Origin of the sequence: Corynebacterium sp. UMB6689, assembly GCF_030215295.1 — a bacterium.
Taxonomy (GTDB): Bacteria; Actinomycetota; Actinomycetes; order Mycobacteriales; family Mycobacteriaceae; genus Corynebacterium; species Corynebacterium aurimucosum.
In genome coordinates, this window is the sequence record NZ_JASOLS010000009.1 from 41,780 (window position 1) to 65,505 (window position 23,726).

General features: G+C 60.5%; 20 protein-coding genes. 9 read left to right on the plus strand and 11 right to left on the minus strand.

Going from position 1 to position 23,726, the window contains the following annotated elements; genetic code table 11:
- Window positions 1–320: 320 nt before the first annotated feature.
- The gene (gene dnaA, locus QP363_RS06650) at window positions 321–1,952 is read right to left on the minus strand and encodes a chromosomal replication initiator protein DnaA (RefSeq protein WP_070444522.1); all 1,632 of its coding nucleotides are present in this window, start codon (window positions 1,950–1,952) and stop codon (window positions 321–323) included.
- Between the two features lie 798 nt (window positions 1,953–2,750).
- On the opposite strand from dnaA, the gene rpmH reads away from it, so the two are divergent.
- Genes rpmH through QP363_RS06690 form a run of 8 tightly spaced genes read left to right on the plus strand, consistent with a single transcriptional unit; the run spans window position 2,751 to window position 7,687 of the window.
- Complete coding sequence (rpmH, locus tag QP363_RS06655) at window positions 2,751–2,894, plus strand: 50S ribosomal protein L34 (protein ID WP_003847033.1); 144 nt, start codon at window positions 2,751–2,753, stop codon at window positions 2,892–2,894.
- 3 nt (window positions 2,895–2,897) lie between these two features.
- A complete protein-coding gene (gene rnpA / locus QP363_RS06660) occupies window positions 2,898–3,266 on the plus strand; it encodes a ribonuclease P protein component (RefSeq protein ID WP_070444524.1) in 369 nt (122 codons plus the stop codon).
- The gene (gene yidD, locus QP363_RS06665; RefSeq protein WP_070444526.1) at window positions 3,254–3,532 is read left to right on the plus strand and encodes a membrane protein insertion efficiency factor YidD; all 279 of its coding nucleotides are present in this window, start codon (window positions 3,254–3,256) and stop codon (window positions 3,530–3,532) included. Before rnpA ends, yidD begins: the two co-directional genes overlap by 13 nt.
- Window positions 3,533–3,541: 9 nt before the next feature.
- Window positions 3,542–4,531, plus strand: a complete 990-nt coding sequence (yidC, locus tag QP363_RS06670) for a membrane protein insertase YidC (protein ID WP_284763584.1) — start codon at window positions 3,542–3,544, stop codon at window positions 4,529–4,531.
- 23 nt (window positions 4,532–4,554) lie between these two features.
- Window positions 4,555–5,184: a 16S rRNA (guanine(527)-N(7))-methyltransferase RsmG gene (rsmG, locus tag QP363_RS06675; protein WP_284763586.1), complete on the plus strand. Its 630-nt coding sequence runs from the start codon at window positions 4,555–4,557 to the stop codon at window positions 5,182–5,184.
- A 10-nt stretch (window positions 5,185–5,194) separates the two neighbouring features.
- Entirely contained in the window at window positions 5,195–6,043 is an 849-nt protein-coding gene (locus QP363_RS06680; RefSeq protein WP_284763588.1) for a ParA family protein, read from the plus strand.
- Between the two features lie 6 nt (window positions 6,044–6,049).
- Window positions 6,050–7,105 carry a ParB/RepB/Spo0J family partition protein gene (locus QP363_RS06685; RefSeq protein WP_284763589.1) on the plus strand — a complete coding sequence of 352 codons (1,056 nt, stop codon included), beginning with the start codon at window positions 6,050–6,052 and terminating at the stop codon, window positions 7,103–7,105.
- A 6-nt stretch (window positions 7,106–7,111) separates the two neighbouring features.
- On the plus strand, window positions 7,112–7,687 hold the full coding sequence (locus QP363_RS06690) for a hypothetical protein (RefSeq protein ID WP_070444537.1): 576 nt from the start codon (window positions 7,112–7,114) through the stop codon (window positions 7,685–7,687).
- Window positions 7,688–7,711: 24 nt separating this feature from the next.
- Here QP363_RS06690 and QP363_RS06695 read toward each other — a convergent pair whose 3' ends face one another.
- The 10 genes from QP363_RS06695 to QP363_RS06740 form a co-directional block, all read right to left on the minus strand.
- Window positions 7,712–8,896 (minus strand): N-acetylmuramoyl-L-alanine amidase, encoded by a 1,185-nt coding sequence (locus QP363_RS06695; RefSeq protein WP_070444539.1) that lies wholly within the window; start codon window positions 8,894–8,896, stop codon window positions 7,712–7,714.
- 65 nt (window positions 8,897–8,961) lie between these two features.
- On the minus strand, window positions 8,962–9,285 hold the full coding sequence (gene trxA, locus QP363_RS06700; RefSeq protein ID WP_070444541.1) for a thioredoxin: 324 nt from the start codon (window positions 9,283–9,285) through the stop codon (window positions 8,962–8,964).
- 7 nt (window positions 9,286–9,292) lie between these two features.
- Window positions 9,293–10,219 (minus strand): thioredoxin-disulfide reductase, encoded by a 927-nt coding sequence (trxB, locus tag QP363_RS06705; RefSeq protein WP_284763591.1) that lies wholly within the window; start codon window positions 10,217–10,219, stop codon window positions 9,293–9,295.
- A 54-nt stretch (window positions 10,220–10,273) separates the two neighbouring features.
- Window positions 10,274–10,816: a sigma-70 family RNA polymerase sigma factor gene (locus tag QP363_RS06710; RefSeq protein WP_010188059.1), complete on the minus strand. Its 543-nt coding sequence runs from the start codon at window positions 10,814–10,816 to the stop codon at window positions 10,274–10,276.
- Between the two features lie 166 nt (window positions 10,817–10,982).
- Complete coding sequence (gene pepN, locus QP363_RS06715) at window positions 10,983–13,493, minus strand: aminopeptidase N (RefSeq protein WP_284763594.1); 2,511 nt, start codon at window positions 13,491–13,493, stop codon at window positions 10,983–10,985.
- A gap of 43 nt (window positions 13,494–13,536) precedes the next feature.
- Window positions 13,537–15,249 carry an ATP-binding protein gene (locus QP363_RS06720; protein ID WP_070731418.1) on the minus strand — a complete coding sequence of 571 codons (1,713 nt, stop codon included), beginning with the start codon at window positions 15,247–15,249 and terminating at the stop codon, window positions 13,537–13,539.
- A 267-nt stretch (window positions 15,250–15,516) separates the two neighbouring features.
- Window positions 15,517–16,050 (minus strand): YceI family protein, encoded by a 534-nt coding sequence (locus tag QP363_RS06725; protein WP_070444547.1) that lies wholly within the window; start codon window positions 16,048–16,050, stop codon window positions 15,517–15,519.
- Between the two features lie 220 nt (window positions 16,051–16,270).
- Window positions 16,271–19,513, minus strand: a complete 3,243-nt coding sequence (murJ, locus tag QP363_RS06730) for a murein biosynthesis integral membrane protein MurJ (protein WP_070716779.1) — start codon at window positions 19,511–19,513, stop codon at window positions 16,271–16,273.
- Window positions 19,514–19,521: 8 nt separating this feature from the next.
- Window positions 19,522–21,663, minus strand: a complete 2,142-nt coding sequence (locus QP363_RS13730) for a DUF6049 family protein (protein WP_284763597.1) — start codon at window positions 21,661–21,663, stop codon at window positions 19,522–19,524.
- Window positions 21,660–22,262, minus strand: coding sequence for an NUDIX hydrolase (locus QP363_RS06740; protein WP_201828911.1), 603 nt, complete (start codon window positions 22,260–22,262; stop codon window positions 21,660–21,662). Before QP363_RS06740 ends, QP363_RS13730 begins: the two co-directional genes overlap by 4 nt.
- 28 nt (window positions 22,263–22,290) lie before the next feature.
- Between QP363_RS06740 and QP363_RS06745 the strand changes: the two genes are divergently transcribed.
- The gene (locus QP363_RS06745; protein WP_070731416.1) at window positions 22,291–23,724 is read left to right on the plus strand and encodes a CCA tRNA nucleotidyltransferase; all 1,434 of its coding nucleotides are present in this window, start codon (window positions 22,291–22,293) and stop codon (window positions 23,722–23,724) included.
- The last annotated feature ends 2 nt before the right edge of the window (window positions 23,725–23,726 follow it).

Consider the following 23,726-nt stretch of genomic DNA (forward strand, 5'->3'; position numbering starts at 1 on the left):
TCTGTGAGTCAGGGTGTGGGATCACTGTGATCAAATGACAAGAAATGTGAGTAACTGGGTCGGGGTCAAAGTTATCCACAATCCATCCCCAGATCTATCCCTGCTGATCACAGGGTTAACCACAAGGGCGATGTGCCCTCTGATCTGCTGTGGAAGAAGAAAATGTGACAAGGATCTACAAATTACAACAATGGAATTACACAGCTGTGAATAACGGTGTGGATAACTTTTTGGCGGATCGCAAAGACGCCCCTGCCCACACCCGCGGGGGAGGTTGCTGCGGGGAAGGTGGGAGGGGCGTCGCCAAGCGTTGCGTGGTGCTAACGCTGGTTGTGGTTCTTCACGCGCTGGGTCAGCGCCTGGATCTCGTCGTAGGTATTCCGGTTCTCAGTCATCTCCTTACGGATTTTGCGGTCCGCATAGATGACGGTGGTGTGGTCCTTGCCGCCGAACTGGTCACCAATCTTTGGCAGGGAGAGCTCAGTGAGTTCGCGACACAGATACATCGCTAGCTGACGGGCGTGAGCCACGGCGCGTTTCTTACCAGAACCGCGCAAGGTATCCACGTCGATGTTGAAGTAATCCGCGGTCACCTCGATGATGGCTGCCGCGGTGATTTGGCGATCTGCAGAATCCGGGGCCAGATCGTGCAGAGCAATCTCCGCCATCTCCAAACTGATCGGCTCGTTGACCAGAGAGGAATAGGCAGAGACGCGGATGAGCGCACCTTCGAGCTCGCGGATCGAAGATTCAAAGCGAGAGGCGATGAGCTCGAGAACCGAGCGATCGACGTCTGTGCCGTCCGCGGAGGCCTTCTTCATGAGGATAGCGATGCGCGTCTCTAGGTCTGGCGGCTGAATATCCGTAATCAATCCGCCCTCGAAGCGCGTGCGGAGGCGATCCTCCAGTGTGGTCAGCTGCTTCGGTGGACGGTCGGAGGACAAAATGATCTGTTTGTTGGCCTGGTGCAGCGCATTGAAGGTGTGGAAGAACTCCTCCTGGGTGGACTCTTTGCCTTCTAGGAACTGGATGTCATCGACCATGAGGATGTCCAGGTTGCGGTAGCGGCGCTTGAAGGATTCCTGGCGGTCATCACGCAGGGAGTTGATGTAGTCGTTGGTGAATTCCTCCGAGGACACGTATTTCACGCGCAGTCCCGGGTGCAGGACCTGGGCGTAGTTGCCGGCTGCGTGCAGCAGGTGCGTTTTGCCGAGGCCGGAACCGCCCCAAATAAAGAGTGGGTTATAGGCGCGCGCGGGGTTTTCCGCGACGGCCACGGCGGCGCCGTTAGCAAAGCGGTTGGAGGAACCGATGACGAAGTTCTCAAAGGTGTGCTTCGGATTGAGAGACTTTTCTCGGTTCGGGTTGTGCGCTGGCTCCTCCCGCGGGATCCGTGCCCCGGCTGCTTCGGGGTAGCCACTGGGTGCGGTGCTTTGTTGCTCGCTGTAGTGTTGCGCCAATTCATCGAGGCTGGCTGGGGAATGCGCAGTCTCCCATGAGCGCGGCTGATGGTGGCTTGGTGTTTCTGGCTGGGAGGTTGGAGCGGGCGGTGTGGGCTGCTGGAAAGCCTGCGCCTGGTGCCCCATGCCGTGCTCGGGAGCCTCGGTTTGGATAGGGCGTTGAGGTGCGGGTGCTGGAGGCTCTTCCTGTGGTGCCGGCTGCGGGGGTGCCGCAATGGTCACGGCCAAAGAACAGGGGCGACCCATGTGCTGCGATAGAGCGCGGGTGATGTATTCCCCTAGTTCAGTTTCGATGACAGTTTTGGCGTTCTCGTGTGGCGCGGCGATCAACGCATAGCCATCACCGATCATGATGGGCTCGACGAGTTGGAGGTTGAGGCGCTGGCTATGGGAGAAGTTGGGGACATCCGAGCTTGGTTGCTCGGACTGAGCCAGCAAATCACTGACCACAGCTTTCCAGCTGGCCCGGAGGGCTGCTTGCGGATCGGACACAACGCCTACCTTCTGTGTAGTTAGAGTTCACGCGGTGCTGCCGAAGAGGCGGCCACACCTATTTGATTCTGGGAAGAAGTGGCCTTGAGAACCAAATATTTACTGCGTGACTCTGGGTGAGAATCGGGGATGGACGGATGGATAAGAAAGAGATACGGAACGAGAAATCACAAGAAGTTTGTGATTTCCACCGGAGATTCCACACGATGTTTTAGCGCGTAACCTCGGTTTCCACAAAGTTATCCACAGGTGTGAATAGGTGGTTTATCCACAGCCTATCTCATGGCTGTGGATAACTATGAATTGGCTCCTTAACGCAGTTGACCTGCGCAAACAGCAAAAGTCTCAAGTTATGATTGAGAGTTATCCACATCCTGTGGGTGACTGTGGAATTAGATTCCTCAGTTGTACCGCGTTATAAGGGCGCTGTCTAACGCGCTTTTATGCGCGCTTGACACGGTGGCCCCCAGCGCGGTGGGTGGACGGCAGGAGGCGGCGCTTGCCGCGCAGCATGTGGGCAAAAAGTGGCGTTCTAGCTGCGGATAAAAACATCTTTGTAATTTCGGGGACACCCAGTGTGTCGATTTGTTTCGCGCACTATCTGTCACGTAACCTGTGATGGTCTATCGCAACAGTGCATGGTGCACATGTTGCATGTGGGAATGCCTCGCCACGCCTCACGGCGCTTAAAGTGCGAGGCCTCATCCCCACGTACACCATTCATCAGTGGATGTTTAAGCCCACCGCCATCAGTGGCGCGAAGCTGTGCCATCCACCAACAACTTCAAGGAGTTAATCGTGGCAAAGGGTAAGCGTACCTTCCAGCCGAACAACCGTCGTCGTGCCCGTAAGCACGGCTTCCGTACCCGCATGAGCACCCGCGCAGGCCGCGCTATCGTCGCCGCTCGTCGCAAGAAGGGTCGCGCTAAGCTCACCGCTTAATTCATGCTTCCAGCCCAGCACAAGCTCACGTCTCCGAGGCAATTTCGGAGGACCATCAAGGGCGGGCGCCGGGCGGGCACGCGCACTGTCGTCGTGCATTTGCGCTTTAATGACGGTGAAGACGCCATCGCGGCCACTGGGCCGCGGTTCGGTCTCATCGTGTCGAAGGCCGTCGGGAATGCCGTGGTTCGCCACCGCACCTCCCGACGGCTTCGTCATGTGTGCATGTCCCTCATGCGCGATGGTGTTAAAGGGACAATGCTGCCCGCCAACGTTGACATCGTTATCCGCGCCTTGCCCGCCAGCGGTGATGCCACCAGTGAGCGCCTTGAGCGTGATATCCGCAAAGCGCTACGCACATGGGATATCTGAACTCCCAAGGTGAGGAGATTCCCGAAGCCCGCGGCTTCGGAAGAGTCCTAGTTCACGGGGTGCGCTTCTACCAAAAGCACTTGTCAGGCCTTAAGATGGTCTCCACCTGTCGTTTTGAACCGACGTGCAGTGCCTATGCCCTCGAAGCCATTTCCATCCATGGAGCCTTCAAGGGGACGGGCATGGCGCTTGCCAGGTTATGCAAGTGCGGTCCCTGGCACCCGGGCGGGTTTGATCCGGTACCGACCAAACAACAACTGAGGTAAACAACTCTCGTGCTTAATTTCATCTATTGGCCAATTTCAGCCGTCTTGTGGTTCTGGCATTGGCTCTTGAGCTTCGTTCTTGATTCCGCATGGGGCGGAACCTGGATCATTGCCATCGTTCTTCTGACGTGGACGCTCAAGGCCATCATGGTCAAGCCGACCATCACGCAGTTGCGCTCCTCCCGCAAGATGCAGGAGATCCAGCCGCAAATCCAGGAACTGCGCACCAAGTACGCCAATGACCAGACCAAGGCGGCGCAGGAGATGCAGCGCATCTACAAGGAATCTGGCGTGCGCCCGGTCGCGGGCTGCCTGCCCATGTTCGCGCAGATCCCGATGTTCATTGGTTTGTTCCACGTGCTGCGCTCCTTCGACCGCACTGTTGCCGTCGCCGGTGGCATTGGCCACCCGGCGGGTGAAGCAATGTCGGAGGAGATGAACGCCTCCATCGCCAACTACATCTTCGAACCCGCGCTGGTGAAGCAGTTCGTGGACGCGAAGATCTTTGGCGTACCGCTGGTGGCCAACCTGCGCCTCAACTCGGGGCTGGAAATTGTTAAGGAAACCACCACCGCCCAGGCGGCCGTCATCATCGTGCCGCTCATTGCCATCATTGCGACGCTGACGCACTTCAACGCCCGCATGACGCTGAACCGTCAGGAGGCTCGCCGCGCCGCCGGCAAGACCGCTACCCCGCAGGGCCAGAATGCGGAGATGATGCAGCAGCAGATGGCCATGATGAACAAGATGATGCTGTGGTTTATGCCGGCAATGCTGGTCTTCTCCGGTTTCATCTGGCCCATCGGCCTTCTCTTCTACATGCTGGCTAACACCGTGTGGACCTTCTTCCAGACCCGCATCGTCTACGCCAAGATGGACCGCGAGGAAGAAGAAGAGGCAGCCGCCAAGGCTGAGCTCAAGCGCACCTCTGCTCCGAAGCCGGGCGCACGCAAGAAGGACAATCGCTCCAAGAAGCAGCGCCGCAAGAACAATAACTAGAACTTAACCCAGGAGTTTTCACAGTGACTGAATCTGTGTCCGACACTGTGCCACTGGACCCGTCTGACGTATTCGGATCGCGTCTGCCACTCGCGCAGAAATACCACGATTCGCTCGCTACGGACGGGTCCACTCGTGGTTTTATCGGTCCCCGCGAGGTCCCGCGCCTGTGGGAGCGCCATCTCATCAACTGCGCCGTGGTCGCCGAAGTCATGCCGCAGGGCGCCACGCTTATCGACGTCGGCAGTGGCGCCGGCCTGCCCGGCATCCCGCTCGCTATCGCGCGCCCTGATCTGAAGATCACCCTCATCGAACCGTTGCTCAAGCGCTCGACCTACCTCAACGAGGTCGTCGACCTACTGGGGCTGGATAACGTCACCGTCATTCGCGGCCGCGCCGAGGAAGGCCCGGTGAAGAAGGCAGTCAAGAGTGCCGACATCGTGACCTCCCGCGCGGTGGCCCCACTGGGAAAGCTGGCCAAGTGGTCCCTGCCGCTGGTGCGCAAAGGCGGCAAGATGATCGCTCTCAAGGGCTCTTCGGTGCACGAGGAGCTGGAACGCGATGCTGCTGATATCAAGCGCGCCGGCGGCGGAAAAGCCGAGGTCATGACCATCCACGGCACCACGATTATCCGTGTCCCGCGCGTGAACTAAAGTAGACGGCATGACTCATCCTCGTCTTATCACCATCGCGAACCAGAAAGGTGGCGTGGGTAAAACCACCTCCGCCGTCAACCTTGCCGCCGCGCTCGCTGAGGCCGGCAAGAAGGTCCTGGTGATCGACTTGGACCCGCAGGGCAACGCCTCCACCGCAGTAGGAGCGGAGCATACCTCCGGCACTAAATCCAGCTATGAGGTCCTTTTGGGGGACTGCAGCGCGCAGGATGCGATGCAGCACTCCCCCGATGATGAGAACCTCTACTGCATCCCAGCCACCATCGACCTCGCCGGTGCAGAGATCGAAATGGTTTCGCTGGTTCGCCGCGAGTTCCGCCTCTATGACGCTCTGCACAACGGCTTCCTTGAGGAGCACGGCTTTGAGTACGTCTTTATCGACTGCCCACCTTCCCTAGGCCTGCTCACCATCAATGCGATGACGTGTGCAGAAGAAGTTATTATTCCCATTCAGTGTGAGTACTACGCCTTGGAGGGCGTGGGCCAGCTGCTGGGCAATATTTCCATGATTCGGGAGCACCTCAACGAGGACCTTCACATTTCCGGCGTGCTGCTGACTATGTTCGATGCCCGCACCAAGCTGGCTGAACAGGTGGCCAATGAGGTGCGCGAGCAATTCGGCGCCGTCGTTTTGGGCAACGTTATCCCGCGCTCCGTTCGCGTTTCGGAGGCGCCGGGCTATGGTAAGACAGTTATCGCTTATGACCCGTCGTCGACGGGTGCTCGCGCCTACTCCGCCGCCGCGCGCGAGTTGGATAAGCGCGGAGACTACACACCGCACCCCACCACGGGTGCCATTGGCGTGAGCCCAGAGATTTTCGCGGAATTGGAAGGATAGGACACCGTGGCAGATAAGAAGGCAGAGCAGAAGCCGGAGCAGCGCCAGGGCGGCCTAGGCAAGGGCCTAGCCGCGCTCATTCCATCCGGCCCGGGTGCGCCCTCCCGCAAACCGCGCCTGGGGGATTCGGCGGCCGACATTATCCTTGGCGCTTCGACAGGCGGGGCTCACGGATCTGCGCCGAAAAAGGTGCAGGGAGCGCCCACCATCCAGCAGTCTTCTGGCTCGAAGAAGCGGCAGGCCAAGCCTTCGGTGATTGGTGCGACGTACCGCGAGATCTCCGTCGGGGATATCATGCCCAACCCGAAGCAGCCGCGTACTGTCTTCGATGAGGATGAGTTAGCGGAGCTGGTCCACTCCATCAAGGAATTTGGGCTGTTGCAGCCGGTCGTGGTCCGGCCGTCCGAAGAAGGCGGCTTCGAGCTCATCATGGGTGAGCGCCGCTGGCGCGCCTCCTCCAAGGCGGGCCTGGCCACCATCCCGGCCATTGTGCGCGATACCAAGGATGATGACCTCCTGCGGGACGCGCTTTTGGAGAATATCCACCGCGTACAGCTCAACCCGCTGGAAGAGGCTCACGCCTACCAGCAGCTGCTGGAAGAATTCGGCGTGACCCAGAACGAGCTGGCTGATCGCATCGGCCGCTCCCGCCCTCAAGTCACCAACATGATCCGCTTGCTCAAGCTGCCGGTCAATGTGCAGAAGCGCGTTGCCGCTGGCACCTTGTCCGGTGGCCATGCCCGCGCGCTACTGGGCCTGCCGGATGCTGAAGCCATGGAGCTCATTGCCAACCGCATTGTGGCCGAGGGCCTGTCCGTGCGCGCTACGGAGGAAGCCGTCACCCTGTATAAGCGGGACGGTAAGCCGGCCGAGCCAACCAAGAAACCTGCCGCCCCGCAGCCGCAATTCTTTACTGATTCCGCTGAGCGCTTGGCCGATCGCTTCGACACCAAGGTCACCGTCACCATGGGCAAGCGCAAAGGCAAGATGGTCGTCGAATTCGGCGACCAGGAAGATTTCGAGCGTATTCTGGCCCTCATTGAGGGTAAGGAAAGCAGCTAGCTGACCATGCTCGTTCAGGCCGTCAAGGAAGGTGTTGCCATCAACCCCTTGGCGGCTCGATCCATCTTCTGGGAGCTGAAGACCACGGTCGCTGATCCTGTTTTCGAGAAGGAAGCATGGATCAGTGCCACGCTGCTGCGCTGTGGTGAGTGCGGTTTTACCGTGGGTGATGAGGCCACAGTGTTCTTTTGCCCGCCCGATCTTGCCCCCGGTGCCGCGAAGCTACCCACCTCCCCCGTCTCGGAGGACGCGGTGCTGGTGTCCTCGCTTTTCGTGAAATCGCACCGCGCGGCGAAGGGCCTGGAGGCGGTGCTTCTCGATGCCACCATCATGCACCTCACCTCCCGCGAAGCTAGCGCCGTTGAGGCCTTTGGTTACCGCGATGCTCGCGCCGCCGAAAATCTCCTGCGGGCTAAGCCCGGCCGTATTGGCCTACTACCGGTGGAAACGCTGGAATCCGCCGGTTTCAGGGTGGAGCGTGATCACCCCATTACCCCGCGCCTGCGACTCGAGCTGCCCCCAGCTTTCGATCTGCTGACGGCTGCCGCCGTGGAGGACCTCCTCGCCCGCGCCCTAGCCTAGATACAGGTGGTTCCTCTAAGCTCGTTAGGAAGAGCGCTCCGCGCGCAGCAGCTCGTCGAAGCGGTAGGTGCCGGTGACGGCAGTGTCATCGTCAAGAAGGTACAGGCGCTTGACGGAGACGACGATGGCCTCGGCGATGTCATCGCGGCGATCTGGGTTGGCCAGAATAGTCACGTCCTTGGGGCTGGTTAGGTAGCCCAGCACGACCTGCACCACCGGCATCTGGGTCAGGCGCAGCAGTGCCCAGGTGCGGCCGTGGTTGCGGCAATTACCCAGTTCGGTACGGGCGACGATCTCACGTTGGATGAAGCCGGAGAGCGTTTCACCAATGAGCGAGGAGTTTCCGGACTCCGAACCGAAGTAGAAGGTGGCTACGCCATTGGCCTTCTCTGTGGGGTACTCGTCGCAGGCGAGCGAAATGACCAAGTCAGCGCCAAAGGCATTGGCAATGTCGGCGCGATCATGAATAGAGGGATCATCGGTACGCGGGCGGGAGATGATGGTCTCCATGCCGGCGGCAATCATGCGGCCAGCAACTCGCTCGGCCAAATCCCAGAGGATCTCTTCCTCAGTGATGTCACCAAAGCGGCCCTTGACCGTACGGCCCTTGTTGAAACCGCCCAGGCTGGGATCGATGACAACGCGCTTGCCGGCCAATTGGGGCCCTGCGTTGCGGACGCGCTCGCGCTCTTGGATGTTGTGCGCTGATCCGCCGGTGATGCGCCGACCCAGTAGGTTGAGCGCGTTGATGGTCTCCGGGCCACAAATTCCGTCACTGCGCAGTCCAGAGTTCAATTGGTATTCCGCCAGCGCTGCATAGGTGCGGGCACCGAAATTGCCGTCGATGCGCTCCTGGTAGAAGCCGAGCTCCTGGAGCTGTTGCTGCAACTGGGAGACATCGTCGCCCACCTGCACGTTGCCAGGCTCATAGGCCAGCACGCGCGCACCCAAGGTGTAGGAGGCTTGGCGCAGTTCACGCAAAGTGAGTTCATCGATATCGCCGCTGGGCACAATGCCGCGTGATTGTTGGAAGGCCTTAAGTACTTCCGCTAGCTCGCTATCAAAGTGCTTATCGGCTTCGGAGTACTTTTGCTTCTTCCAGTCGGACAACGTCCCCTGGTAGTCAGTCATCAGGCCGAGGCGGGCAAGGGTTGCGCGTGCTTCGGCGACCCGAACGCTCTGGTCACCTACACGTAAAACGCGGTTCACACCTACCCCTTTCGTGATCAAGGAGGCGCACTACAGTGCGCCAACAACGAGTTAAAGAATACCAGTTAGAGCTGTTTCTTTACCTGCGCCACGATGTCGGCCTTGGAACGCAAGCCAACGAACTCATCGACCTTCTCGCCGTCCTTGAAAATCAGCACAGATGGGATGGACATGATCTGGAACATGGCACCCAAAGTGCGTTCTTCATCCACGTTGACCTTGACTACGGAGACGTCCTCACCGAGTTCTTCGGCGACCTCCTCAAGGATCGGGGACAGCTTCTTACACGGACCACACCATTCGGCCCAGAAGTCCACGACGACTGGCTTGCCTGCCTCTACGACGTCAGCGCGGAAGGAATCAGTAGTGACGTTTTTAATGTTGCTCATGTGATTACTAACGGTTCTCAGCGAGGAAATGTTCCGCATCAATCGCCGCGCGGCAGCCGGAGCCCGCAGCGGTGATGGCCTGCTGGTAGTGGTCATCCACCAAGTCACCACAGGCAAAGACACCTGGCAGCGAGGTCTTAGTGGAGGGCTGCTGTACCACCACGTAGCCAGCCTCATCGGTCTCTACCTGGCCGTTGAGGAAGCCGGAGCGCGGGTCGTGGCCAATGGCTACGAACATGGCGGTCACATCCAGCTCGCTGGTCTCACCGGTCAGCACGTTCTTGACTTCGAGGGCACCGACCTTGCCGTCCTTCTCCAGGACGCGCTCGACGGTGGTGTTGGTCAGCCACTTGATCTTTGGGTTCTCCTTGGCGCGCTCCAGCATGATCTTGGAGGCGCGGAAGTTCTCCGAGCGGTGAATAATGGTGACGGTCTCGGCGAACTTGGTGAGGAAGGTGGCCTCTTCCATGGCGGAATCGCCACCGCCGACGACGGCGATGTTGTGGTCCTTGAAGAAGAAGCCATCGCAGGTGGCACACGCCGACACGCCGCGGCCGGTCAGCTCAGATTCGCCCGGAATACCCAGGTAGCGCGGAGCGGCACCGGTAGCGAGGATGACAGCGCGGGCTTCATAAACCTCGTCGCCCACGTGTAGCTTCTTCACCTCGCCTTCGAGCTCGATGGAATCTACAACTTCCATGCGAAGGTCGGCACCGAAGCGGATGGCTTGAGCGCGCATCTCTTCCATAAGCTCAGGGCCCATGATTCCCTTCTGGAAGCCTGGGTAGTTCTCGACCTCGGTGGTGTTCATGAGTTCGCCACCGTATTCAAAGCCCTCGAAGACGATGGGATTGAGTTCGGCGCGTGCTGCGTAGAGCGCTGCGGTATAGCCGGCAGGGCCGGAGCCGACGATGGCGACATCGTGGATAGTCACTAAAAACTCCCTTGAAACGATTCTTTTTAAGTAAGACTCAGATTCTACTCGCCCTCAGTCTATCGCCGCACGCAACACTTGCCGAGCTCGAGCTCGCCGTGACTTCACCGTGCCAGGTGCCACGCCTTGCACCTTAGCCACCGTATCGATGGGATAACCTGCAACGTCGGTGAGGTAGAGCGCCTCGCGCTGGTCTTGGCGCAAGGTTTCCATCGCTTGGGCCACCGTGATGCGTTCCGCCAGGTTTTCGCTGGGGTTGTGCGCGAGCGCATAGTTGCGGTCATCCTCAATGATCTCTGCATCGAGGGAGGCGTTTTCCCGGTTGGAGCGATGGTTGAGGAAGTCATAGCCGGAGTTCATTACCAGCCGGTGCAGCCACGTGCTCAGGGTGGCATCGTGCCGGTAGGAGGCCATGTTGCAGCTGGCCTTGAGCAGGGCCTCCTGCACAATGTCCTGCGCATCATCATCGTTGCGCGTATAGCGTCGCGCCATGGCGGTCAGGCGCGCGCGGTGCTTTTCGACGATTGCCGAAAAGGCCTTGGTATCTCCACCAATGAAGGCGTCGACGAGTTCACGATCGGTCGGCTGTGCTGACACTAAGAATCCCCCCGGAAACTTGAGCAATGACAAGTGGGTCAACACAGTCCCCGGCCGAAGCCGATGGTTTGTGATTGTCCCCCCGTTGATGTGGTTGCGAGTTTACGGGAAGATTCTGCTATCCGCTACGCGAAGCGTCTCACGTGCCGCGTTTAACGTGCCGTGCTTACTGCACGGCACGGACACGGTACGCACGACGCAGTGCATCCTGGCATTCCAGCAGCACGCGGCGCAGCGCGCGCGGACGATCTTTGCTCAGGAATTCGCTGGTGGCGGCGTCGGCCATCGCGAGATCTGGGTAAAGACCGCGCACGAGGCGGTTGGCAATCTCGATGGGATGCTCCGTCCAGAGCTTCGCCAGAGAATCGAAATACTCCTGGGCAAAGGCTTCGGTGAGGTGGGCTGAGCGCGGTGCGTTGAACGCTGCGAGCAGGGAATCCACCTCCGCGTTGGAGTACGTGCCCGGCGTGCGCACGAGGTCAAAGACTTCGCGCTTGAGCTCGGCAGATGGGAAGGCGTGGGAGGCGCCTAGGTAGGCGGCGGCACCGGTGAGCGTGTTATCGCGCTCCTTCTCAGCCTCCAGCTCCTCGGTGCTGATGGCATCGCGGGCGGCCAAGGCGCGGAGGATGGCCCAGCGAATATCCGGGTCGAGGGCGAGGCCGTCGAGGGAGTCGTCGTAAAGCGCACGCAGGCGCTGCGTGCCGGATTCCTCCGGGGTGGCCGCGAGCGCCTGAATGGCGGCTCGGGCGAAGGTGAGCTGCGCGTCGGAACCAGCCGGGGCGTCTTGCAGCACCTCCCACAGCCGCTCGGCATAATCGGAGCGAATCTCCTCGCGTTCTTCCTGGCTAACGAAGTGGTCGATGGCATAGCGGGCATTGGCAAAGGCCGTGGTCAGAAGCGTCGGGTTGGACTCCGCCGGAGCGTGCTTCAGCACGGTGTCGAGGTAGGAGCGCACCGGCCACTCGCCATCGCGGGTGAGGTTCCACAGGGAGGTCCAGATGACCGCTCGGGAGAGCTCATCCGGAACTTCAGACAAGCGCGCGCGAATGGTCTTCAAGGAGGTCTCATCGAAGCGGACCTTGGCGTAGGTGTGGTCGCCGTCGTTCAGCAGCAACAACGCCGGTGCCTGAAGCCCAGAAGCCTCGTCGAGGATAGTGCGCTCGCCCTCCAGATCGACGTCGAGGGTGGCGTACTTCTTCAGGGAGTTATCGAACAGCGCCACGTTGAGGCGGTGCGGGCGCGTGGTGTCCTCCGCCTCGACAGCGATAGCTAACTCGTGAATCCTATCGCCGTCCGCGTGTAACTCCGGGGTCAGCGTATCCGGGCCCCACGTGCGCAGCCAGGCTGTGGACCAAGCGTCGAGGTCGCGGTTGGTGTGCTTCTTCAGGGCCTTAAGGAGATCCTCGAAGGTGGCGGCAGCAAAGGCGTGCTCCTGGAAGTAGTCACGCGCGCCGGCATAGAAATTCTCCCGGCCCACGTAGTGCACCAGCTGCTTGAGCACTGCAGCACCCTTGGCATACGTAATGCCGTCGAAGTTCTGACGCGCGGCATCCACGTCCGGGATCTCGGCCTTGATCGGGTGCGTGGTGGGCAGCTGATCCTGCAGGTAGGCCCAGTTCTTGCGCTGGCCGGCAAAGTTGACCCACGCCTCGGTGTACTCGGTGGCGTGCACCGAGGAATCCGCGCCCATGAACTCCGCGAAGGACTCCTTGAGCCACAGGTCATCCCACCACTGCGGGGTGACTAGGTCACCGAACCACATGTGCGACATCTCGTGCAGGATCGTATTCGTGCGCCCGGCATGCTGCGCGCGGGTGGCGGCGGAACGGAAGAGGTAATGCTCCGTAAAGGTTACGAGGCCGGGGTTCTCCATGGCACCCAGGTTGTACTCCGGAACGAAGATGGAATCATACTTGCCCCACGGGTAGGGATAGCCAAAGTTGTTGTGGAAGAAGTCCATGCCTTGTGCGGTGACCTGCAGGATTTCATCATCCAGGTACTCCGCCATGGAGGCGCGGGCGAAGGCGCGCAGTTCCACGCTGAGGGATCCATCGGGTGCGGTCCAGGTGCTGTGCTTTTCGACGTACGGCCCCGCCGAAAACGCCGTCAAGTACGTCGACAGCAGCGGGGTCGGGGCAAAGTGCGCTACTTCCCCACCCTCGGTCTTCTCGCGGCTGACCTCCGGTTGGTTACTGAGCAGCTGCCAGCCTTCCGGGCCGGTGAGGTGCACCTCGTAGCTGGCCTTGAGGTCCGGTTGGTCAAAGCAGGGGAAGATGCGGCGGGCATCAGATGGCTCGAGGTGCGAGTAGAGGTAGGTGGTGTCATCGGCCTGGTCGTGCATGCGGTGCAGACCCTGGCCAGTGCGGGAGTAATAGGAGGAGCCGGTGATCTCCACGGTGAGCTCCTCCCCCACTGGAAGGTTGCTCAGGTAAACCCGTCCGCCGTCGAAGGTGTTCTCCACCTCCTCGCCGTTGACGTGCACTGTATGCACGGCCTTGCCCAAGTAATCCACGAAGGTCTCGTGCTCGGTGGTGGTGAACGTAATGCGCGAGGTGACCTCGTAAGAGTCGGCGTCGGTTGGCGCACTCGTGACGTCGAGGTGCAGCTCGTAGGTGCTCAAACGCAGCGCGGCGCTGCGGGCGGAAGCTTCTGCATGGGTGAGGTTTGCGGTAGTCATGCGCTACATCTTAAACCTCGCTGCGGTGTGTATCACAGGGTGGTCATGAAAGAATCCACCGCGTGTTGGGGCCGCGCTGTGGGCCATCAGGATCGATGCGCGCTTGGCCTATAGTTCTTAGGTGGCGCAGTATTCCTGTGACAATTGCCCGGTCTACTCCCAGTTCTTCGGCGACTTTACGCGTATTCAGCGCAGCTCCTTCTTTGAGTTGAGCCAGGATCCAATCCTGAACGGACGTTGCTGCAATGTGTCCCTCTATGTGAAGCCCCATCAGTGATCGTGCCTTGGTGGTAAGTATCCACTCTCGCGCTTCACGTAGTTGTTCTACGAAACCGAGGCTCTCATACCACCGTAGGGTGTCTGCAGCCTGATCTTCGCTGACTTGCATGAGTTGGGCAGCAGTGTGACACAGCAGGATCTGGTTGTCCATAAGGTGACGGGCAATGATGAGACCATTGACGCTGTCGAAAGGCTCAGCGCCGAAAGCACCTTTGAGTTCGGTCAAGGACTTAACGAACGCGGTGTCAACGCGCCCAGAGGACAAAGTAACTTCGACGAAGGATTCCTCGGCGCGAAGTTCCGGAATATGGCGACCACTCGACAGCATGGATGCCCACATGCGGTCGAATCCACGGGAGGATTCCTCTGCTAACCCCAGCATCCTTAACGCCGTCATAAGGCGGGGATTTCGGGGAATTGATTGTGTTGTGAGAACCCGATCGCGTTGTACACCTGTGGGAAGACCACCGGGAGACCATACAGAGAAGGCTATGGGAGATTGGTCGATGACTACTGCAGCCGATGCGTCCCAGTCGCGATGGGCTAAGGCATTAGAGACAAGCTCGTCGACAGCGGTGTCTGGGAAAGCCTTGATCGATACTTCTTGACCCGTGGCAAGGGCGATCCGCTCCACTTCTTGCTGGGCATTGACTCGAATTAGCTCTTTCAACCGCAAGTATGTGGTGATGAGGGGCGCAGAGATTTCTGTTGTTCTCGGCTCACCGCCAGGGACAAGACGGAGGAGGTGCCGAACTGTAACCTGCTGGGATACCGGAGGCATGAAAAGGATTTCGGCCGCGTATGTGGGCTTTAGTGAGCCATCCAGCAGTCCTAATTCTCCCAAGAGTTCGCGGGCCGTCGCGGGAACAGGCTCCTGGGAACCGGACATTGCCCTCGCTTGGGCTAGGAGGTGTCGGGCCTGATCGACGGCCGTCATATCGAGTTCCTCAAGCCCTCGCCGGGAGGGGTGAGCAGTGTAATCCGGGTTGGCGCGTTCAAAGAAGAGTGCGCGGCGTTGATGCTCGGTGAGTGGTACGCAGCGAGTGTCAACTCGCTTGCTCGCCTGTCCCTTTGGGCGTTGATACAGCGTGATGCCACGGGGAACGCGTAAGACGATGAGCCGGGCTCCGCACCACTCCAGCTCCTCTGCTTCGATGTGGATGTTGGGCTGTGTTCCTTCAAAGATCTTTCTTATGAGCCAGTCCAATTCCCGTTGGGTGCCTGTAAATGCCTCTGGTCCAGATTTCTTGTCTGCGACTCCAAGCACAATGAAAGCGTTCCCGTTATCGGCATTGGAAAAGCACACGGCTTCATCGATGAGGAATTCAACAAGGGACGCGTCTGGATTGCGATTTCGAGGGTGGACGGCGGGATCCTCTTTAAAATCGAGAATTTCGGATTCCAGGCTATCGGCGGTTGCGCCGGCTTCAATCGAGCGCAGTGCCTGGATGATGAATTCGAGTTCGTCCTCTCTCATGGTCCCGTAGTGTAGCAGAGTTGTTTCAAACAACTCCGCAACAACTAATAAACAACTATTGGCTAATATGGCAGCTTCTGACTCAGAATTAATCTAGAACATGCAGTCCAGAGCGTTGTTCAAGTTGTTTGGGAGTTGTTTCAGAGTTGTTTATTACTCGGTTTTGGGCCTTTAGTTGTTAAAAAGTTGTTGCCCGCAGTACCGGAATGGGCACTACGGGCAACAACTTAGAACTACTTCCTACGGCGAGGTTTCGCGCTTGATGGCTTACTGCTTGATGGCAGAGACCTCGAGCTCAATCTTGATCTCCTCGGAGACCAGCACGCCGCCGGTCTTCAGCGGAGCGTTGAAGTCGATGTCGAAGTCGAGGCGGTTAATGGAGGTCTTGGCCGCGAAGCCCAGGCGGGTGTTACCGAAGGGATCCTCGGCCACGCCCGTCTCCTCTACCTTGAAGTCAACGGACTTGGTGGTGCCCTTGATGGTGAGGTCACCGGTGACCATGCCCTCGCCTGCCTCGTTCACGTCGAACTTGGTTGCAGTGAAGGTCATCTCCGGGAACTTCTCAACGTCGAAAAAGTCCTCGTTCTTCACGTGCGCATCGCGGTCGGCGTTGTTGGTATCGATGGACGCGGTCTTCACCGTGGCGGTAGCTGCGGACTCGTTAATGTTCTCTCCCACCTTCAGGGTGCCCTCGAACTCGGTGAAGTTGCCACGCACCTTGGTGATCATGGCGTGGCGGGCGACGAAGCCGATGGTGGTGTGTGCTGCGTCCAGTGTGTAGGTTCCTGCGGTGATAGTCATGGGTTCCTCGTTTCTTCTAGGTTTCTCTAGATTGTTGATGTGACAACAATAATTATACGCTCCGTGTCTGATCTGTAAAGGGAAGAAATCGCAAGAACAATAAAGCCCCAGACCTGGAACCCGAAACCTGCAGGTGGGCGTCGTCAAGCGCGTGGTGCGTCTGAGTCAGCGAGCAGGGAGTTTCGGGATCGAGGTCTGGGGGAATGCGTGAGGTGGTGGGTTAGTTAGTCGGGATACCCACCAGGGTGGCCTCCTTCAGTGTGACGGAGCCGGACTTGGGCATGTCGGTGAAAACGATGAGGGCGCCGTCGAAGGCCACGGGCTTCTCCTTGAGCTCGATGTCTTGGCGTGCGCTCGTCAAGGTGCCGTGTGCGAGCTCGGTCAGCTTGCCGGAGTCAGGATCCGTGGGGTCAAAATCCTTGGTATTAACGCCATAGACCTCGTACTTGGCGCCCGTGGACTTGCTCTGCTGAAGCGGTAGCGCGCGGAGTTGCGTGGGCTTGTCAACGCTGAGCAGGAGTCCAGTGTCTGCCTTTTTCGTGGACCATGAACCAGATACTTCCTTGCCCTCCGGAACGGAGGTGGTCTTTACGTCTTTCAGGATCACCGGCGGCACGTTGGGGAAGGTCGTTTCCGTCGTGGATTCGCTCTTCGTCACCACGGGGGAAGTTTTCTCATTACCTACCTGGGAGAGAATCCACACGCTGAGTGCGGCCATCGCCACGACGAAGAGGGTAGCCAGCACACCGAGCACGATGATCCCGGAGCCAGAATAACCGCGGCCGCCGAAGCCCGGTGCAGGGCTCGGGTCCTCCTTGCGCGGGGTCTCCTCCACCGGTACCTGGAGGGTTTCCTCGCCGTCCTCGCCGTCGCCGGCGAAGGCCGCCAAGCGGTGGGCGATGTCCTCGAGATCGGAGTCCTGGCCCTCTTCGGCGTCGGCAGCGATCTCCTGTAGCACCTCCGGTGTTGGGCTAGTGGAGTCCACCAGGAGAGAGATTGCGGAGGCCAACGCCGAGCGGTCAGTTTCCTCATCGTTGCTGTGCAGCACCGCGGGGAAGGCCAGCGTGGCAATACCTTCGGTAGAGATGCGGATGCGGTTGCGGTTTTCAATGCCCAGCACGAGGTCCGCCGCATGGGCCGCGGCTGTGGTGCGCACCAGCGGTACCAAGGCGTGGGCCACGGCGCGCGGATCGAGGTCCTCATCCTCCGACACTGTCTTCAACGAGGTGCCCTCTACCCAGTCCGCCACGACGAGGCAGCCCTGGCGGTAGGACAGGATATCGATGTTCTCCGCCACGGCATCCAGTTCCATCTCCGCTAGGCGGCGCGTGGCGCGGGAGACCTCGGCGGAGCGGCGGGCGGCCACGGCCGGGGTCGCCGGCGCCATCGGGGCTTCGCCTGTGGTGTCCACGAAGGTCAGCGACACCACGCGGCCGGTGGCCTGCTCGCGCGCCTTCCAGAAGCGGGTACCCGCGGCAGAGCCATAGTCTTTGAGGAGGCGGAAGCGGCCATCGGAGACCGGCGCACCCGGCACCAGGCGCGGACCACGGACGATACCGGCAGACATCGGCGGCGGCACCGGCGAAGAGTTGAAGGCGTCCACGCTGAAGATGGGCTGGAACTCCAGCTGCTCCGGGGCTTCGACCTCGATAGCTTCTGCATGCTCGATCTTGATGAAGCGGGACATGCCCGGAATGCGCTGCAGCTGGCGGCCCAGGTTGATGACTTCCGGCAGGCCCGAACGCGAGAGCACGATGCCGGTCACGATCACGAAGACCAGGCCCACGACGGCGAGCTTGAGCAGGTACACAAACGGCGGAACCTCGGCCGGGAGCACGAAGTTGATGCCGTAGTTGAAGGCGTAAGCAACGACTAGGCCAACGATGGAGGCCAGCACCGACCACACGGTGGTCGCGATAACCGCGCGGCCGCCCAGGCTACCCAGCTTGCGCTTGAGCAGGAAGCCGCCGATCACCGCGCCGGCCACGAAGCCGAAGCCGTTGGCAGTACCCAGCAGGATGACCACGCGCTCCGGGGAGTCCGCAACGTGTGGGGCCAACAGGGAGAGCACCACCTTGGTCAGCGTGATGCCGGCGATGATGAAGGTGGGTGTCCACGCTTCCTCGCGGGCGTAAAACACGCGCAGGTGCAGCAACACGAGGGCGTAGGGGATGAGGGTAAAGGCGGAGAAGCTCAGTGTGAGGCCGAGCAGCTCGGCCGCGTCGGCGTCGAAGGCTCCGTATTGGAAGAGGCCGCGGGCAATCGGGATACCGAAGCCCGTCATGAAGATGACGATCGGAATCAGGGCGATAAACGTCAGCTTCGTGCCGAGCGTGAGATCCCGAACCACGGCCTTGACGTCACCGTCCGCGGCGTTGCGGGACAGACGCGGCATAATTGCGGTGAGTAGCGTGACGCCGATGACGCCATAGGGCACCTGCAGAAGCAGCCAGGCCTGCTGGTAGGTAAAGGGCGCGCCTTCATCCGCATGCGCCGCCACGCGGGAGGTGATGACGTAACCCAACTGGGAAATCGCCACATAGGCCACAATTGCCATGGCCATCCCACCGAATTGCTTGAGGCGGTCATCCAGGCCCCACAGCGGCTTGAGGTTAATGCCTGCCTTCTTGAGATAAGGGAAGAGGATGAGGCATTGCACGACCACGCCCGCCGTGGTGCCTAGGGCTAGGAGCAGCACGTGCCTGTCCGTGATCGGCGAGGGTGCATCGGGATGCAGACTGCCCGGCACCAGCTGGTAGGCCACGAGCACCGAAATCGAGATGATGTTATTGACCACCGGTGCCCACGCGCCCGGCCCAAAAATATTCTTGGTGTTGAGCACCGCTTGGAAGAGCGCGAAGAGTCCGTAGAAGAAGATCTGTGGCAGCAGCAAGTAGGCAAAGGAGGTCGCCTGCACGGCATTGACCTCGCCGTCTTCCGGCAACATCATGCGCGTTAACTGCGGGGCAAAAATACAGGAAAGCACCGTGATCGTGGCCAACAGGGAGAAGGCCAGTGTGAAGAGGCGCCGGACAAAGTCCTCGCCGCGGTCGGCATCTTCCTTTTCCGCGCGCACCAGCACCGGAACCACGAGTGAGGTCAGCACCGCACCCAGCACAATCTCCGTGATGAGGTTGGGCAGCTGGTTCGCCGTGGTAAAGGCGGAGGAAATCGCCGGGCCAAGCGACGAGCCGATGAGCACGTTGCGAATGAATCCCGTGATGCGGGAAATCAACGTGGCGATAGCCATGGAACCGGTGGCGCGGACGACGGCGCCGTCGGAGTTCTTTTCGCCGCCGGACTCACTCGGGGCCGAGGCAGACTTGCCCTTCAGTCCCGAACGGTCCTCGAGTTCGTCGTCGACAGCAACGACGCCGCTCGGCGCGCGCTTTTCCGGGACCGGTGCCGGCGGCGAGGGCGTGACAATGCGGCGACGGGCACCAGACATAGGTTCATGTGTCATAGAGAAAACTATCCGTGAGACTTCTTTTTCTTCCGCTTACCCAGACGGAACAGGGCAGCTAGGACGAGGGCGAGCGCGGCGATCGCGCCGACTCCATAGACGCTAACGATACCGGCACGCGTCTGCACCGTGATGTCGATGGGATCCGAAATGAGGTGCTCAGATGGTGTTGCAAGCCACAGGCGCAGCGACGTCTGGTCAGCGTTGCTAGGCAGGTCAGCGGTCATGGACACGGTAATGGATCCCTTGGCCGGGATGTGAATCATGTTCTGCGTGTTCAACGTGGCGCCGTCGGGGGCGTCATAAGCCAGGTGTGCGTCGACAGGCAGTGGCAGGCCGTTTTCCGCCACGATGAGCAGCGGCGATGACTCTGAGACGCGGGTATACACGTTGCCCGGTGGGATGAGGGATACGGAGGCGCGCAGCTCGCGAAGCATATCCGCGTTCTTCTCTAGGCGGGAGCGGCTTTGCTTCACCGAAGTCGGAAAGCCGTGCAGGCTGGAGCGGCCGGTCGCGCTGAGCGCCGTGAGCAGATCGTGGCGCAGAGGTGCCGTGAAGTCGTAGCGCGTCATGGCAATACCGGGGTCGTTGACCATGATGGACATCAACTCGTCGGTATAGCGCGCCTGCTGTGTTACCTGTGTGATCTCGGCGTCGTGAAAGGCTGAAGGGTCCGGGTAGGGGCTGCCGGGACTCCCACCGCCCTCCTCCACCTCTAGCGCGGTAACGGGGCGGGGTTCGAGGCGCCCAGAATCGAGGAGCCGCTGCGCTGCTTCCATCACCGCACGTGCGGCGGCAGGGTCCTGGTAATTCGGCAGCTTGGCCACGGTCTCCTCTTGCGCAGACGCCACGCTTATCGACGCCCCCGCCGTCAGTGCCCTCGCCTGTTCCGAATCGATCGAAAAGTCGTAGCGCAGCTCCGGGTTGGAGTACCCGGTGGTCTGCGGCTTCGATCCGGTTTGGGCCAAGAGTGCGCCGAGGGAGGCATCAAAAGTGGCGGCCTTGCCTACCCACTCGGAATTATCCGCCACCAACAGCGGAACGGACATCGCATGCTCGCTCGTCCCAGAGGCCGGCGCGGTGAGCTGCGTGCTGAGCGGGACGCCGAGGATGCGCTCGATGGTGTCTGTGCCTTGCTCTACGGCCTCGTGGGTGAGCCACTCATTGCCCACTTTGGCCACGGCATCGGTGTCTGCGTTGGCCCACGGCATGAGCATGCGGCAGTCGACCTGTTTGAGCTTCTGCAGCCATGCGGCGGCGTCCCGGGAACCCGCGCCGGGCGTGCCGCGATCGGAATCGGCGCTGTTAAACCAGGAATCACGCAGGCGAGTGGGGTGTTTGGCGGTAGAGGGGCGCGTCTCGTTGACGGTGTAGCCGGCGGACATGCGGTCGGCGGCGTCGACAAGCGCGGGGTCCAAAGCCATGCAGCCGGAACCGTGCAGATCATGCTGCAGGTAGGCGTCGAGCAGTTGATCGAGCCGCCCGCCCGGGGAGAGCTGTTCAGCCAGCTGCTCGCTTTCTAAGATGAGCTCCTCGCCACCGGTATCTCCCGGCACCACGTCTACCTCGGCGGTGACAGGATAGACCAGCGAAAAGGAATGCTCGCTCTCGTCTTCGGGAGCCGATTCTTCTCCTTGGAAATCCAGGATTGTCCGCTCCTCCGCGAAACTGGCCGCCTGGCCGTCGCGGGTGCCGGTGAGCGTGAACAGGAGCGGGTAGGCGCCAGGTTCCGTGATGGCCAGCGTGGAGTCTTTGCCCAATGCGGTGGGAACCTCCACGGTCAGCTCGCGGCTCTCCCCCGGTTCAAGCTTTCCCGCGCCGAGTGTCGCCCCATAATAAGGAAAGGATCCCGCAGCGAGCTCTTGGCGTGCCTGGGTGGTGGAGTTCACGGCAGTGCTGCGCCGGGAGGTTATCTGCAAATCATCAACGGCGCTCTCGGTTGGGTTATGGATGCGCAATTGTAGCTCGAGCGTCTCCCCTACCCGCGCCTCCGTTGCGCTAAGTAGGCTGAGCTCCAGCTCGTCAGGACCGCGGGAGCCGAGCCAATAGTGGGAGTCAGTAATCCCAGTGTCTGGAGTTTGTGCCTGGGCCACGGGGACGGCGCAGCCCACCGCCAGCGCCGCGATGGCCGCCGCTGCGCGCCACCTCACCGTGGGGTCGCCTTTCCTGCGGCAGCTTCCTTTCGCGCGAGATCCGGGAGGAGGTCGTGGGCAATGCGAGCCAGCTTGCGCTCGTCCGCATAGGCCAAGTGCTCGATGAGCTCGGAGACTGGGATCCAGGACACTTCTGTGACCTCCGGGTCTTCGTCATTCATGATGCCGTCCACAAAACGCAAAAGGTGGTGGTGCACTGTTTTGTGAATGCGCACCCCATCGGAGACGAACCAATAATCAATCATGCCGAGGTCCGCGAAGACCTTACCGTGGATTCCTGTTTCTTCCCAGACCTCGCGCTCAGCGGTGAGCTCCTTGGCTTCGCCATTTTCCACATGCCCCTTCGGCATGGACCACAGCAGGCGCCCGCGGCGGTCCAACCTGCCGATGAGCGCCACATAGATCTGGGACAGGTCCACGTTGCCGTTTTCGTCGACGGCTTCCGCCAATCCGGACACGACAAGTCCGCCGGCGGAGGTCTCATCCCGCGTGGTCATGCGGTTGGTGGACGTACGCTGGGGGCGTCCAGTGCGCTGGTTCCGGTGGCCCGCGCCCCGCCGGCGGCGGCGTTTGGACCCTGGCGTGTTCTTAGTCATCCCTGCTAATCGTAGTAGACTTCGATCCGTGAATTTTCAGGACACTCAGCTAATCGGCGTTCTTGCCCGCGCGGACGCTACCGTCAGCCGGCTCAGTGGCCTCTTAAGCGGCCTGGTGGAGCGCTTTGCGCTTCACGACGCCCCCCTCTACCTCGTCGGCGGCTCCGTCCGCGATGCCTTACTTGGCCGTTTGGGCAACGATCTCGACTTCACCACTCCGGCTCGGCCCGACGTGGTCTATTCCATTCTTGAAGAGTGGGCGGAGACTGTGTGGGATACCGGCATTGACTTCGGTACGGTCTCGGCGGCTTATAAGGGCCAGCAGATTGAGATTACGACTTTCCGTTCCGATAGTTATGACGGGCAGTCCCGCAACCCCGAGGTCATGTACGGCGATACCCTCGAGGGCGATCTCGTGCGCCGCGATTTCAAGGTCAACGCCATGGCCATCGAGCTGCGCCCGGACGGCACCCGTGAATTCCACGATCCGATGGGCGGACTCGCGGACCTAGCGAACCGCATCCTCGATACCCCGGATGCGCCGGAGATTTCTTTCCACGATGATCCCCTGCGCATGCTTCGTGCTGCGCGGTTTGCGGCGCAGTTGGAGTTTGACGTCGCCCAGCGTGTGCGCGGCGCCATGATCGACATGGCTGCTGAAATCCAGCGCATCACCGTAGAGCGCGTACAGGTGGAGCTCAATAAGCTCATCTGCGGTGTCGCGCCGTGGAAGGGCATTGACCTGCTCGTTGACTCCGGTATTGCGGATTATATTTTTCCGGAGATCCCGGCGTTGCGCATGGCCCCCGACGAGCACGCGCAGCACAAGGACGTGTACGCGCACTCGCTGACAGTACTGCGCCAGGCCATGGAGCAGGAAGAGGACGGTCCCGACCTGATTCTGCGGTGGGCGGCGCTGCTCCATGACATTGGCAAGCCGGATACCCGCGACACCACCGACGGCAAGGTCACCTTCCACCATCACGAAGTAGTGGGCGCGAAGCTCACCCGCAAGCGCCTGCGCAAGCTGAAGTTCCCCAAGGCTACGACCGAGGACATCGGCCAGCTGGTCTACCTGCACATGCGCTTCCACGGTTTCGGCGATGGCCAGTGGACCGATTCTGCTGTGCGCCGCTACGTCACCGATGCCGGTGATCTACTCCCGCGTCTGCACAAGCTTGTGCGCGCAGACTGCACTACCCGCAATGAGCGTAAGGCCCGCCGCCTCCAACGCACATATGACCAGCTGGAGGAACGCATCGCGGATATCGCGGCCAAGGAAGACTTGGCGCGCGTGCGCCCAGATCTCGATGGCAACGAGATCATGGAGATCCTCGGCCTTGAACCTGGTCCCGAGGTAGGCAAGGCCTGGTCTTATCTCAAGGAGCTGCGCCTCGAGGAAGGCCCGCTGGAGCGCGAGGTTGCTATTGCGAAGCTGCGCGAGTGGTGGAATTCTAGATAGGG